The organism is Bradyrhizobium sediminis (assembly GCF_018736085.1).
Classification (GTDB): domain Bacteria; phylum Pseudomonadota; class Alphaproteobacteria; order Rhizobiales; family Xanthobacteraceae; genus Bradyrhizobium; species Bradyrhizobium sediminis.
The window spans coordinates 2,577,687-2,591,207 of record NZ_CP076134.1 but is presented as its reverse complement, the minus strand read 5'-3'; the positions used below and the strand labels follow the sequence as shown (position 1 = coordinate 2,591,207).

Annotated in this window: 13 protein-coding genes and 1 pseudogene; 4 read left to right on the top strand and 10 right to left on the bottom strand. The window is 62.9% G+C overall.

The window, feature by feature from the left end; translation table 11 throughout:
* Positions 1 to 62: 62 nt before the first annotated feature.
* Positions 63 to 404: a phasin family protein gene (locus KMZ29_RS12505; protein WP_215623921.1), complete on the bottom strand. Its 342-nt coding sequence runs from the start codon at positions 402 to 404 to the stop codon at positions 63 to 65.
* A gap of 404 nt (positions 405 to 808) precedes the next feature.
* Here KMZ29_RS12505 and KMZ29_RS12500 point away from each other — a divergent pair, with 404 nt between their 5' ends.
* A complete protein-coding gene (locus KMZ29_RS12500; protein ID WP_215623920.1) occupies positions 809 to 2,635 on the top strand; it encodes a serine hydrolase in 1,827 nt (608 codons plus the stop codon).
* Between the two features lie 230 nt (positions 2,636 to 2,865).
* Here KMZ29_RS12500 and KMZ29_RS12495 read toward each other — a convergent pair whose 3' ends face one another.
* The 4 genes from KMZ29_RS12495 to KMZ29_RS12480 form a co-directional block, all read right to left on the bottom strand.
* Positions 2,866 to 3,594, bottom strand: coding sequence for a DnaJ domain-containing protein (locus KMZ29_RS12495; protein WP_215623919.1), 729 nt, complete (start codon positions 3,592 to 3,594; stop codon positions 2,866 to 2,868).
* Between the two features lie 77 nt (positions 3,595 to 3,671).
* Positions 3,672 to 4,439 (bottom strand): vWA domain-containing protein, encoded by a 768-nt coding sequence (locus KMZ29_RS12490; RefSeq protein WP_215623918.1) that lies wholly within the window; start codon positions 4,437 to 4,439, stop codon positions 3,672 to 3,674.
* 119 nt (positions 4,440 to 4,558) lie between these two features.
* Complete coding sequence (locus tag KMZ29_RS12485; RefSeq protein WP_215623917.1) at positions 4,559 to 5,434, bottom strand: alpha/beta fold hydrolase; 876 nt, start codon at positions 5,432 to 5,434, stop codon at positions 4,559 to 4,561.
* Positions 5,435 to 5,784: 350 nt separating this feature from the next.
* Complete coding sequence (locus KMZ29_RS12480) at positions 5,785 to 6,708, bottom strand: division plane positioning ATPase MipZ (RefSeq protein ID WP_215623916.1); 924 nt, start codon at positions 6,706 to 6,708, stop codon at positions 5,785 to 5,787.
* Between the two features lie 283 nt (positions 6,709 to 6,991).
* Between KMZ29_RS12480 and panC the strand changes: the two genes are divergently transcribed.
* Entirely contained in the window at positions 6,992 to 7,843 is an 852-nt protein-coding gene (gene panC / locus KMZ29_RS12475; protein WP_215623915.1) for a pantoate--beta-alanine ligase, read from the top strand.
* Positions 7,844 to 7,940: 97 nt separating this feature from the next.
* Here the strand turns inward: panC and KMZ29_RS12470 are convergent, their stop codons facing one another.
* The 5 genes from KMZ29_RS12470 to KMZ29_RS12450 form a co-directional block, all read right to left on the bottom strand.
* A complete protein-coding gene (locus KMZ29_RS12470; RefSeq protein WP_215623914.1) occupies positions 7,941 to 8,936 on the bottom strand; it encodes a DUF4365 domain-containing protein in 996 nt (331 codons plus the stop codon).
* 53 nt (positions 8,937 to 8,989) lie between these two features.
* Positions 8,990 to 9,430 (bottom strand): DUF1489 family protein, encoded by a 441-nt coding sequence (locus KMZ29_RS12465; protein WP_215606301.1) that lies wholly within the window; start codon positions 9,428 to 9,430, stop codon positions 8,990 to 8,992.
* A gap of 38 nt (positions 9,431 to 9,468) precedes the next feature.
* Positions 9,469 to 10,440, bottom strand: a complete 972-nt coding sequence (locus tag KMZ29_RS12460) for a hypothetical protein (protein ID WP_215623913.1) — start codon at positions 10,438 to 10,440, stop codon at positions 9,469 to 9,471.
* Positions 10,441 to 10,591: 151 nt separating this feature from the next.
* Entirely contained in the window at positions 10,592 to 10,795 is a 204-nt protein-coding gene (locus KMZ29_RS12455; RefSeq protein WP_215612231.1) for a hypothetical protein, read from the bottom strand.
* Positions 10,796 to 11,019: 224 nt separating this feature from the next.
* Positions 11,020 to 11,679, bottom strand: coding sequence for a glutathione S-transferase family protein (locus tag KMZ29_RS12450; protein WP_215623912.1), 660 nt, complete (start codon positions 11,677 to 11,679; stop codon positions 11,020 to 11,022).
* A 130-nt stretch (positions 11,680 to 11,809) separates the two neighbouring features.
* On the opposite strand from KMZ29_RS12450, the gene KMZ29_RS12445 reads away from it, so the two are divergent.
* Both KMZ29_RS12445 and KMZ29_RS12440 read left to right on the top strand, forming a co-directional pair.
* Positions 11,810 to 12,487 carry a DUF599 domain-containing protein gene (locus KMZ29_RS12445; protein ID WP_215623911.1) on the top strand — a complete coding sequence of 226 codons (678 nt, stop codon included), beginning with the start codon at positions 11,810 to 11,812 and terminating at the stop codon, positions 12,485 to 12,487.
* 189 nt (positions 12,488 to 12,676) lie between these two features.
* Positions 12,677 to 13,212: pseudogene (locus KMZ29_RS12440) on the top strand (AraC family transcriptional regulator); the annotation flags it as partial.
* Positions 13,213 to 13,521: the final 309 nt, after the last annotated feature.

Here is a 13,521-nt window from a genome sequence, read left to right as displayed (position 1 = left end):
ACAAGAAAAAAGCCCGGCCATCGCGGCCGGGCTTTTTGATTCCTTGTAAACCTGCGCCGGGCTTAGTTCGTGGCCGCCGGGGTGAACTTCGAGACCAGTCCTTCGAACGGCTTGAAAGTCTGCTTGGCAAGATCGGTATAGAGCCCGGCGATCTTCTGCGACTCGGCCACGAAGGTCTCGTAGGCGGACTTCGCGAATTCGGTCTGCACTTCGATCGCCTTGTCCAGCGACTTCACGCCGGAAAGCTTCTCGACCATCGACTTGGTATCCTCGAACGACTTCTTGGTGTAATCGCCGTAGGCGCTGGCGATCGCCTGAATGCCGTTCTGCAGGGTGGTCGCGGAGGCAACGACCGTCTCGAACTGCTCTTTGCCGTACTGCTGAATGTCTTCAACTTTGACCATGATGGAGTCCTTCCCGGACTGATGTGTGAACCGATTGATCTGCCGGGAGGTCCCGGCTCCCTGACGCTCTCCTCTATAGTGCACCGCACAAAAAAGTCAAGAATATTTGTGCGATGCACAAATAGAGGGAATTTGCCGCGAACACCGGGGGATTACGCAACGGTTGCTTAATCTTTTGGAAACTCAGCCCGCCTAACCTGATTCCCGGACTTGTTCGCGTTCCGGACAACAGTCTGAAAAATTGTTTGTGAACAGCGTCTTAGCCAGAGCGGTGGCCTGATCGGCCATTCCGGCAAAAATGCAGGCCGGGACAAGGACTTCGAGCAGGGAAACGTTGCCGGCCGTTGGGCATAATTTGGCCTCACGAACCGGTGATCAAGTCAGAAATTGGGACGGGGAAGTTTATGCTTCGCACAACCTTGGCTTCCTCGCGTGTTTTGCGAGTTTGCATACTCGGTCTGGCTACCGTCACCACTGCGGTCATTTTCACCACCGACGCCGCCGACGCCCGCCGCTACCGACGGCACCATGTGCGCCACCACGAAGCGCGGCAGAGCTACAGCCCGGCTTTCGCTTCGATCATCGTCGACGCCAATTCCGGCGCGACGCTGACAGCCAACAATCCCGACGCCAGCCGGCATCCCGCTTCGCTCACCAAGATCATGACACTCTATATGCTGTTCGAGCGCCTCGAAACCGGCAAGCTGAAGCTCGATTCCGAAATGGTAGTGTCCGAGCACGCCTCCGAGCAGGCGCCGACCAAACTCGGCCTGCGCCCGGGTCAAACCATCAGGGTCGAAGACGCCATCAAGGGACTGGTAACGCGCTCCGCCAACGACGCGGCCGTCGTGATCGCGGAAGCCATCGCCGGCGATGAAGGCGATTTTGCCCAGTTGATGACGCGCAAGGCGCGCGCGCTCGGCATGACCAAGACGGTGTATCGCAACGCCTCCGGCCTGCCCAACGACGCGCAGATCACCACCGCGCGCGATCAGGCGACCCTGGGCCGCGCTATCCAGGACCGCTTTCCGCGCTACTATCGCTATTTCGCCACCGCGTCGTTCAACTATCGCGGCCATTCGATCCGCAACCACAATCGCCTGCTCGGCAACGTCGAGGGCGTCGACGGGATCAAGACCGGATACACCCGCGCCTCGGGCTTCAATCTCGTGACCTCGATGCGCCGAGGCAACCGTCACCTGGTCGGCGTGGTGCTCGGAGGCCGCAGCGGCGGTTCGCGCGACGCCATCATGCGCAATTTGCTTGCTGAAAATCTCGAAAAGGCTTCAACCAAACGCACCGTTGCCGCGATCGCCGAGCGCAACGCTTCGGGCGCCAACGCGGATGTGGCCGAGGCCGCCGAGCGGCCGACGCCGATGGTGCAGCCCCAGGCTGCCGTCCAGGTCGCCTCCGCGCCGTCGGAGCCCGCCGCAGCGCCCACGACCCGTTCGATCGCACCGGCTTCAAAGCCGTCGATCTTCGCCGCCGCTGCCGCAGCTGTGCCGACGCATGCCAAGGCCGAGCCCGCGCCTTTGACCAACGGCGTCATTCAAACCCAGCAGATCGCCGCAATCCCCGGCTCGTCCGAGCCGATGAAGCCGGTCCGGGTCAAGACGGTCCAGGTCAAGGCCGGAGCGATCAAACTGGCCTCCGCCGGTCCGGCGCAGCCGGCAACCCCGGTCACCAATGCGATCCCGCCGGCGCGCGTGGAAGTCCCGGAGACCTCCGGCGCAGTGGTCGCCAAGGCCGAAACCGGCAAGGTTGAGGTCGCCAAGACCCAAGTCGCCAGGACGGAAGTCGCCAAACCCGAAATGCCGCCGCAGCCGGCCAACCACGGCACCGGAAACGGAATCCTCGGCGTGTTGCCGGCCACGAGCGCCCCGCCCGCCCCCGCCTCGCAGGCGATGGCCTATGCCGAGCCGGCGCCCCGCGCGCAGCCGCAGACCGTTCAGCAGAACGTCGCCATCAAGCCGGCCGCCGCCCACACCGGATGGATCGTTCAGGTCGGTGCGCTGGAAAGCGAAGGCGAAGCGCGCGCGCGTATCGAAGCCGCCCGCGGCCAGGCCCGCGGCCTGTTGGCCAAGGCCGAGCCGTTCACCGAGCCGGTGGTCGCCAAGGGTGACCGGAAGCTGTACCGGGCTCGCTTTGCCGGCCTCGACCGCGACCAGGCCGAAGCGGTTTGCCGGACCCTGAAGCGCTCCGACATCTCCTGCATCACCGTCCGCAACTGATCCCTCATCTCTTTTGAGGTCGCGATGCCGGTGCCACGCGCCGGCATTTTCGTATTTGGCGGGATCGCACGGCAAATCCCGCGCTTGCAAACTTCTCGTCAAGAATTTGCGGTTAATACTAAATGACCAAAGATCGACCACGCCGGACAACGGCGGGCGGCAACGGGGCGTTGGACGGAGAAGACCAGAAGCGACTCTCGGCTTGTAGCGTTTGGTGGCGTTGCCCGGAGTTAGCTTAGATGCGTGCGAAGCAAAGTATCCTTGGCCTCGTTTACACGGGCGGCGAGGTACGTAGACCCCCCCTGGTCGGGATGCAGTTTCTTCATGAGCGCGCGATGCGCCCGTCCGATCTCGCTGCGCCCCGCCCCCGGCTGCAGGCCAAGGATCTGGTAGGCCTCCTCGTCCGTCATTTTGCCGCTCGGCGCCGGGCGGCTCTGCCTCCCTGCCGCGTGTCCCTGCGCGTCCTGACGCCAGGCGGGAAACCGGCGGTCCAGATAGCTTTCAAATAGCGCGACACTCTCGGCATCGAAGCCTGAAATCATCGCCGTCAGCTGCGGCAGATCGAATTCGTCCAGCGAATGGCCGGCGTGAGGCCCGGCCACGATCCGGCCCGTCAGCTCGCCGCTGTCGTGATCGAGCGTCATGTCGAGGTATTGTGAACGGACCCTCGAGGTTTGCCCGGCGGAGCGCTTCGCGCCGGCGCCGAAGATCCCGCCGATATTGCTGAAACCTGACGGCCCGAATGGCGACCAGCCGAGCAGCCCGGCGCCGAAGATGCCAAGCGGGATCGCCACGGCCAGTTCACCCTTGAGGCCGGTAAAGGCGGCTACCGCAAGCGCCACGATGCCGCCGCCGATCTTGATGGCACGGGCCAAAATAACCGGGTTGGCCGCACGAAACATCTGCAGCAGCGAATAGAGCAGGATAACGGCGACGACGCCGGCGATCAGGGTTGGCATCTGCCCAATATAGTGGGGTCAGCGACAAAAAGCATGCCGGGCAATCGCCGCTTCGCTCCGGAAGCGGGGAAACCCGATCACTTCATCTGGCCGAGCAGTTTGGCCGCACCGCTGCCGGTCTTCGACAGCCGCAGCAGCGCCTCGCGTCCGCCAGCGGCGTAGGCCGCCGCGGCGCGCAGCAGTTCGCGCAGTTGCGCGGCGGCGCCGGGATCGAACCTGCACCACGCGCCGCCGGTCAGCCGCGCGATCTCGCGGAACGCCTGCTCGGCGACGGTGTCGTGCCCTTCCTGGAACATGAAGACCGGCACCTTGAGCAGTCCGAGTTCGCCGGCCTTGGCGCAGAGATCGTCGACCCCTTCCTCCATGGCGTCGCCGACGAACACCACCGCACGCACGCCTGAGGAAACCGCCTCCCGCCGCGCTTCCGACAGCACCTTGCCGATCTGGGTGTTACCGCCGCGGCAATCGATCTTGCCCATCAGCTTCGCCAATTGCGCGCTGTCGGAGATCCACCCGGTGGCCCGGCACTCGTTGAGGCCGCGATAATAGACGAGGCGGATATCGAGGCTGCCGAGCGAGGCCGCCTCGCGAAACATGTCGGCCTGCAGTGCGCAGGCCATGTCCCATGTCGGCTGCCGGCTCATGGTGGCGTCGAGCGCGAATACCAGCCGGCCCCGCGCGCCGGCCGCATGCGGCGACATCGCGCGGGCCTTGGCGACGAAGGCGGCGATTTCCTCCGAAGCCGACGGCCTCGCCTCCGGCAACGGACCGGCCTTGCCGGACGCAGCCTTCTGCGATGCGGATACCTCGCCTGCGGATTTCGGTTTGGTGGGTTCGCCGGACATCAGCACTCGCAATTTGCAGCGAGCCTTATGTGGGCCGGGATCGGCAGGCGGTCAATGCGCAGCGACCGCGCCCTCTCGCCCGCAACAGGTTACGGTAACCGTCTTGATACCGGCGACGATCAATTCGCCACGGGGCGCGCGGTTTTCTTCCCGGGGTCCAGCAGCGAGACCGGGCCCGGCTGGGTGATCTTCGGCGACTTGGTATCGACCGGCCCGAGCTCGCTGTCGGTATCGCTCAGGAATTTGTCAAGCATGCTCTGGATCGAGGCCTTCGCCGTATCCGGACCGGTGTCACGCATATCGTTGTGCTGGAAGCCGGTGTCCACGACGGTGATACCCGACTTCTCGCACTGCTCGGCATCGGGAACGACGCCGGGGTCCGGCTTGAACTGTGCATCCTTCGAGCGGAACGACAGGATCTTGAACTTGCCCTCGGTGACGAAGGGCACCCGCAGATTGTCGAGCGTCACGACCTTCTTGACATGGTCGGGATGTTCCTTGGCGAAAAGCATCGAGATGTCGCCGCCCAACGAATGTCCGACCATCGTCACCTTGGCGTAGTCGGCGTTGGGCTGAAGCTTCTTCATTTCCGCGAGGGCAAAATGGATATTGTCGACGCCGCGCTGCATTTGCGGCAGACGGCCGACATAGAGCTCGCCGGGCTTGGTCACCATCGGAGGATCGCCCGGCAGATCATGCTGGGGGCTGAGCGCGATATAGCCGCGCGCGGCAAACACGTTGGCCAGGAACGAATACTCGGTGTTCTTGACGGTGTTGCCGTGGTTGAGGACCGCCACCGGCAGCGTGATCATGCCGGCATCCGCCTGCATTTCCTTATCGTACCGCACGGCGATATGGACCGGGACCGGACGGTTGCCTCGCGCAGCATCATAGAATGTCACCGTCTCATGACGGATCGCCCACTTGCTTGCGGTGAAATAGCCAACCGCAACCAGCAGGATTAGCGAAAGCAGAACGGCAATTCCACGTTTCATGTTCGTCCTCAGGGCCCCCATCGAACGGGGCTATTTTATTGGTCGGGACTCTGCGGGCCCTTGTCCATGATATATGTCACGCCGACGTGACAGGAAGACCAAATGTTGTGAATTCGTCGCCTGAACGTTGTGCGTCGCACCCTGGTATTGTGCAACCGCTCAGTCGAAGACGCCAAATCCGGTCCTCCCTGTTTGGACGCGGCCAATCAACGTCCCGTTCAACTGTAAGTTAAAAGCCCAGTAAAAACGCGCAGCGCGGCGATCCGTTCCAGCGGGCCGCACCCTCGCCGGCCGCCCGGTACCGCTCTCACCACCAAGTCGGGGCTTGCGGTAGCCACCCACCGCAAGGTTCAGGCGCCGAGGATGTCGTGGAGCTCCAGCGGCTTATCGACCTGGGTAAACCATTCGGCCCGGTTAGCGGCCCGACGCCGGCCGCGCTCATCGAGCGGCAGCTTCAACTGGCGCAGCAGGCTCGTCACCTCCTCGCGCGCCGTCACATGGCCGAGACTCGGACGGGTGCCGAGCGTCGCCTCGTCGAGGTCGTCCAGCGCAGTCAGCCCGCGCGGGAAGAATTCGCGGTACACCACGCGCTCGGCAAAGCCATCGATCGAGCGGAAGCCGAGCCGGAATGACAACTCATTGAGACCATCGGCGACCAGCTGCTTGTTGCGCGATCCAAGCATCGACAACCGGTTGCGGACCACGATCCAGTCGGTCGTGGCGCCGTCGAGCTGGCGGCGCTTGCGCCGTGCATCGCGCACCATCTCCGCATAGTGGCTCTCGCCGGTCACGGAATAAGTGGCGGGGTCGACCGTCCCCAGCACATCGAAATCGAGGAAGCTGTCATTGATCGGCGTCACCAGCGTGTCGGCCATCGAATGCGCCAGCCGCATCAGATAGCTGTCCGACCCCGGGGTATCAATCACGATGAAATCGAAGGTGCGCTCGACCGCACTGACGGCGTCCATGAATTGCTGGGATTCGGAAGTCTCGTTGTCGGCGATCTGCATGGTCTCGCCGAGCTTGATGCAGCGATGCACGGGGATCTCGAGATCGAGGCCGGTGCGGCGCGCCCAGGCGCTTCGGTTGTTGATATAGCGAGTGAAGCTTTGCTGGCGGCAGTCCAGATCGACGGTGGCGACGCGCTGGCCGGCTTTCATCAGGGCGACAGCGATGTGCAGGGCTGTGGTGGATTTTCCCGACCCGCCCTTTTCGTTGCCCAGCACAACCACGTGCGCCGAACCCGACTGACCCTGACTAGTCTGCACCAACATGATTCAGCCCCTGTAAATATCTTCAAATTCTGCACGACCGCGGTCAAGTGAAATGCGCGATAGCACTCCAGGATCACTGGCTGTCTGCCTTAATCATGAATCCCATGCCCGGATCGACAACGTCTGTGAGCGACCGCACGTCCGGTGGATATCTGAAGGGACCGGCCCGGCCTCATGCGGGCAGCGAGCCGCTTGGCGACCAAGCCGCGGCCTTGATAAGATCGGCCTTCCCTCCGCACGGTCGGAAGCGCCGGCCTCCTTACCCCCGACAGATCGAGTCCAGATGTCACGAAACCCCATGATCGTCCGCACGGTCCCCGCGCTGCGTCGCGCCCTCGACGGCATCCGCGCGAAGAAGGCCACCACCGCCCTGGTGCCAACCATGGGAGCGCTCCATGACGGCCATGTGTCGCTGGTCCGGCTGGCGAAACGCCGCGCCAGGAAGGTCATCGTCTCGATCTTCGTTAACCCCACGCAGTTCGCGCCGTCTGAGGATTTCGGCTCGTACCCGCGCACCTGGAAGGCCGACGTCGCCAAGCTTGCCGCCGAAGAGGTCGACCTGATCTGGAATCCGGACGTCAAGACCATGTACCCGGACGGCTTCGCCACCCGGATCGTGCCGGAGGGGCCGGCCACCGCGGGACTGGAAGACCGCTTCCGGCCGCACTTCTTCGGCGGCGTCGCCACGGTCGTCGGCAAACTGTTCACACAAGTCAGGCCGGACTTCGCGATCTTCGGCGAAAAGGATTTCCAGCAGCTGCGGGTAGTGACGCGGATGGCGAGGGATCTCGACCTCGGCGTCAAGGTGATCGGCTCGCGCACGGTGCGGGAACGCGACGGCCTCGCGATGTCCTCGCGCAACGTCTATCTGTCGCCGGAAGAACGGCTGACGGCGCCGGTGCTGTACCGCGCCATGAAGGAAAGTGCAGCGCGCTTGCGTGCGGGCGACGACCTCGCCGCGGCGATGGCCGGCGGCGCCGCGTTGATCACGACGGCCGGTTTTATCCTCGACTATTTCGAGGCCCGGCACGCCGAAACGCTGGCGCCGATCGCCTCGGTCAAGGATGGACCGGTGCGAATTCTGGTGGCGGCAAGGCTCGGCAAGACCCGCCTGATCGACAATATCGCGGTTTAGAGCAGTCCAAGATCGCGCAGTTCCCTGCGCATCGGCTCGGGCATCGCCGCGACGCAGACGGCGGCCTTCTCGAACCCGCCTCTATTCCGGCTGAAGATCAACACGACGATTCCTCCATCTCGTAGGCATAGTCGAGAAGAGCGCAGTCACCCCGGTTCGCCCATCTATCGTGCCCGCGTTCCTTTACGCTGGGATGCAAGTTGTAGCCATCGAGTGCGCAGTCATAGTCACTTGTCATGAGTTCGAAGACCGACACGCCCGCGTATTTATCGCGAAGATTGCAGAAATACGCGACCCGCCAGTCGTCAAAATCCCTAAACAGCTCACCGAGCTGCAAGGCTCTCATATGCGCCGGAAATTGATCGTACATGATGCCCAGAGCATTGATGCCTGTTCTAGAATAACTGTCCTCACGGACAACCACCTTGCGGATCTGCTCTTGACTAAAGCAATCGCCAAAAGAGCGAGCGAGCATGTAGAGCAACTCAGATAATGCGTTTCCCTCAAGTGTCGCTCGGATTCGATTTCCCAAGGACAGGACTTCATCGATCACCAGATCGAGCGGGAAGAAAGAGATATCCTTGTGATACTTGAACAGGAGGCTATTTGCGGCTCCCACAAGCTCATGGTCGTGGATCTCAAGGCCAAACCGAATAAGGCCACGAATCTGTGTTGCAAGCGCTATGGGGTGAATACCACGCGCAATAGCTCTGAGCTGCTCACTCCCCGCACCATCAAGGGGCGTCAGCCATTCAGCGGCAATTGCTGTCTGGCTCTTCGATCCATAAATTGAGCGTTGAAGTCGCTTCGTCTCAATTTGACCCTGAAGCCAGCAGAACCACACGGATCCAGTGACGACCTCGACTTGTACTAGGATGATGGGAATTCGACACTCGTAAACATATTTCAAAAAGGTATTTTTGAGACGAACTACTTTTGGCCCCGCCTTGCCTTTGAAGCTCTTGATTTGGCATTTTAGAAATTGACCGCTCGGGTCTGGATCGGAGAGCTCCGCCTCCATGTCAATGCCGACATCCTCTTCCTGATTTCGGACAATCCAGCCGCCAAGTCGCTCAAAAGCAGTCGCTGCCATCCGTTGCCCGAGAGACCCAATTTGTTGGGAAGGCGTGCGCCGCGGCATCTGCTCTAAAGCAGTCCAAGATCGCGCAGTTCCCTGCGCATCGGCTCGGGCATCGCCGCGACGCTGGCAGCGGTCGCTTTGCCGAGATCGGGCGGCGCGGCATCTTCGGTCAGATAGCGCCAGCCCTGGAATGGTCGCATCGGCCGCGGCGACACTGCGATCACCTTCGGCTGCATCACCAGCCGGCAGCGTCCGATGCCGTCCTTGTCGCGGAACGGCTCGACCGCGATGATCTTTTCCCGCGCCGCGATCTCGCCGCGGATCACCCAGTACAGCGAGCCGCCGGCGAGCAATTCCTCGACGCGCTTGGGCGTCATCCGGGTGACGTGAATATGATGGAGCGGCAGGCCTTTTTTCCTGGCCGTCTGCATGCGCTCGGCGACCCAACCCTTGAGTTCCTTGACGGACTCGCAGCCGACCGCGAGCTTGATGAGATGAAGTGGCATGAAAAGAAGTTAGCGGCCGGTGCCGGCTTTTGAAAGCATCAATCGTTGTCGGCCGCCGCTGGAGCCGCAGGAGCGTGTGCCGCAGGCGCCAATTGGACCGGCGCAGCGCGTGCGGATTTCGGCGCGGGCGGTTTCTTGGCCGCCGCCGGCGCCGCCCCGGCAGTCGATGCCGGGCGCGGTGACGGCAGCGGCGCATTGGCCACCGCCGCGGGCGCGCGCGGCGCCGTCGGCGCGGTACCCGGCTCAGGCGTCATGATGTTGACCGGCGGGGTCGAAGCCGCCGAAGGAAAATCGGCGTTGGTGGGTTTGCCGGTCGGCATCGTGGGCGCGAGCGCCGCCACGGGAGCAGCCGCCGCCGCGGGCCCGGGCGCGTTCCATGTCGGCAAATAACGCGTGATCAGGCCGTCATAGGTCCGCTCGTCCATATTGGCCACGATCTGGCGGCGCTCGGTCAGCGCCCGGAACGCTGCGCAGTCCGACGGCGTGCAATGGTCGCGCGCGGTCAGCACATACGCCATCAGCCCGTAGCGGTCGCGCTCGACCGCGCGGCGCAAGCTTGCGAGTTCCGGCGTCAGGTTCTTGTTTGCGGCGGCGACGTCGCCTGACGCGGTCAGCCGCGTGATCTGCGAGGCCGCATAGGCCAGCGCGGCGGCGGCGTTTTCGGCGGAACCGAACAGCGTCTTCTCGCAGGCGGTCAGAACGGCATCGCCCGCCAGATCGTCGATACACGACAACGCCGGCAGCGCCGTGACCACCGGCGGCGGAGATCGGATCTCGCCGGATGCGCTGCGGCCGTATTCCCCAGACCCGCGAAGGGTGGCGGCGCTTGCGATGCCGATGGCCAAAAGCGTGATCACCGTCAGCGCGCCGTTGGCGACCGATTTCTCGGCCCGCAACAGCGTGATCAGGGCGATGATCGCGAAAAAACCCGCTGCGGCCAAGGTCAGCCACAACGGAAACGATGGCGAACGCCAGAATTGATCGAGCGATGTAGCCCAGGCCCAGTTCATGCGCGATGTCCCCTCACGCAGCAACAAATGCATTCAACCAACGAACGCGAACGGTGATTCCTTCGCACTCAGCTAGAATGATTCCGCGAACGGGGCCTTTTGACGGCGAGCGAAATGGGAACCGCTGCACCCGGCCTTGCACGCAATTCCGTCAGGAGACGTGGAGCTGGCTTTCCTTGGCCACCCGCTCGAAAGCCTCGGTCGAACTCTTGATCCGGTACTGGCAGTCGTCGCCATCGGTCGGAAGCAGCTTGATCACTTCATAGGTGCCGCTGGCGGCCGGACGCGCAACATTGCTGGCAGTGAAATAAACGGTCTCTCCAACGGTGAATTTATGCTTCAACGCCCTCTCCATCACGCAAAAACGCCAGCCATGCCCACGGTCCCCGCTGCAACGGCCGACTGAAAACCCTGTGACAACATAGCACAGGGGTAAACGCGGTGGCCAGTCACATCCGGGCATGGCAAATGCACAGATTATGCATATTTTTCAGTGAGATAGTTGCCAATTCGCCGGTTCTGGACTAATTTGCCCGACCGCCCTGCCGGAACCGTGGCCCGCCCTTGCAGTTCCGTGCCTCACACCGCCTCGAGCTTCGCGATGAGGAGGGTTTCGGCAAGCCCCCCTTGCGTCCAATCTTGAAACGCCGGCACCGACATCATGGTCTCCATATAGGCCGTTGCCGCCGGCGCCACCGGAATCGCATAGGTGCGAAAGCGGTGCACCACCGGCGCAAACATGGCATCCGCGGCGCCGAAGGCTCCGAACAGGAAAGGCCCGGATTTTCCATAGCGCTCGCGACAATCGATCCAGATCTCCTGAATGCGCGCAACATTGGCGCGCGCATCGGCCGACAGCTCGATGGCGCGGACCGGCCGGTGCAGGTTCATGCCGCATTCGTTGCGCAAGGGCATGAAGCCGGAATGCATCTCCGCCGAAATCGAACGCGCATGCGCACGGTGCGCGCGGTCTTCGGGCCACAGCCGTGCTTCCGGGAACCGTTCGGCGACGTATTCGATGATGGACAGCGAATCCCAGACGGTAACGTCGCCGTCGATCAAGGCCGGCACCTTGCCCGAATGGGTGAAACTCAGTATCCGCTCCTTGTCGGCCTTGTCGTCGGTATAGAGCGGAATGAACACTTCTTCGAAGGCGATGTCGTTGGCGCGCAGCGCCAGCCACGGCCGCATCGACCACGACGAATAGTTCTTGTTGCCGATCACGAGCTTCAGAGCCATGCGATGATTCCTGTTTGGCGGGCCAGCTTGCCACAGCGCTCGGCACCTCTTCAACCGCACCGACCGTCGTCGCACCGGTTGCCGCGATGGCACCTCACGTGGCAGCATTCGAGAAGCACGGGGATGATGCATGGCGGCTTATTGGGTCGATATTCTGGCGTTCGGCTTCTTCGTCCTGGAATGGACGGTCTACGCCATCACGCTCGAGCATACCGCCTACGGCCGCGACAGCCTTTCTGCCCGCATGAACGTCTATCGCGGGGTCTGGGTCCGGCGCATGCTCGATCGCGAGGCCCGCATGGTCGACATGCAGATCATGGCGGCGCTGCAGAACGGCACCGCCTTTTTTGCCTCCACCAGCCTGATCGCGATCGGCGGCGCGCTGGCGCTGCTGCGCGCCACCAACGAAGCACTTGCCGTGCTGGGCGCGCTGCCGGTCGATCTCACGCCCACACCCGCGCTGTGGGAAATCAAATGCGTCGGGCTGATCCTGATTTTCATCTACGCCTTCTTCAAGTTCGCCTGGGCGTACCGGCTGTTCAACTACGTCGCCATCCTGCTCGGCGCGATGCCGCCGGCCCAGCAACGCGACACCGCGGAAGCCGAAGCGCATGTCGTCAGGACCACAAGTCTGTTCGAAGCCGCAGGCAGGCATTTCAACCGCGGGCAGCGCGCGTTCTTCTTTGCACTGGGCTATCTCGGCTGGTTCGTCAGCCCCTGGGTGCTGTTCATCACGACCGCGGCGGTCGTGATCGTCACCTGGCGCCGGCAATTCGCCTCGAACGCCTGGCGCGCGATGGGCAGCTAGTCGCCAATATCCGACGCTTGGTACCCGCGCCCTTTCCGAGCGCTGCCACGCAGTTGCGGTCATTCCGCGAATGCCGATGCTCGCCTGCAAGCGGTCGTGGGAAGTTTCCGGTTAATCCATCCCAAACCGCAATATCGGTCGAGCACGTTATGGCCATGAACGACTAGCTGGTGCCGCCACGGAGGAACGATGAAGGCGGCGGTTCAAAACTACCATGCCCGGATGCAGCGGGTGCTGAACTACATGGACCAGCATCTTGACGGTGATCTTGACTTGGAAACGGTGGGCCGCGTCGCGGCCTTCTCCAAGTTCCATTTCCACCGGCAGTTTACGGCGACCTTCGGGTTGTCCGTGCATCGTTATGTCCAGCTTGCCCGTTTGAAGCGTGCTTCGCACCGGCTGGCCTACAGGGACGACGAAAGCGTCACGGACATGCGATGGACGCCGGTTACGACGCACCGGATGCCTTCGCCCGCGCCTTTCGGCAACGCTTTGGGCAATCGCCTTCGTCGTTCCGGAAGTCTCCCGACTGGGAGCCGTGGCTTGCGGCCTTCGGGCCTCTCGACAACGCGAGGAGCAAGCTCATGCAGAAGACTTTTACCACTGACGACGTGACGATCCGCGATGTGGCACCGACGCCGGTGGCGATCATGGAGCATCGGGGCGACCCGGCAACGAAAAGCGCCACCATCCAGCGGTTCATCGCGTGGCGCAAGGCCGCTGGCTCAGCTTTTTCCCGGAAGTGCCGGAGCATGAAGCGGTCGCGGAACTGTTTCTGCCACTGAAACAACGCCCTCGGATGGCGGCTTGTCCCCTCCGATCGCGAGAAGCGGACAGGCTGCTATCCACCACCCCTCGCCGTTCCCAGCTTCCCCGCACGACGGCGGACTATCCATCGTCGCGTGCCCGGACGCCAAGCGGTACGAGTGCTGCGAGTCGAGAAATTCTACTTTGCATGGGGTTGTTTTTGCGATTTTTTGTAGAGGCGCTGCGGTGGGCGCCGCGCCACGTCCGCGGCGCATATCGTTGGTGCT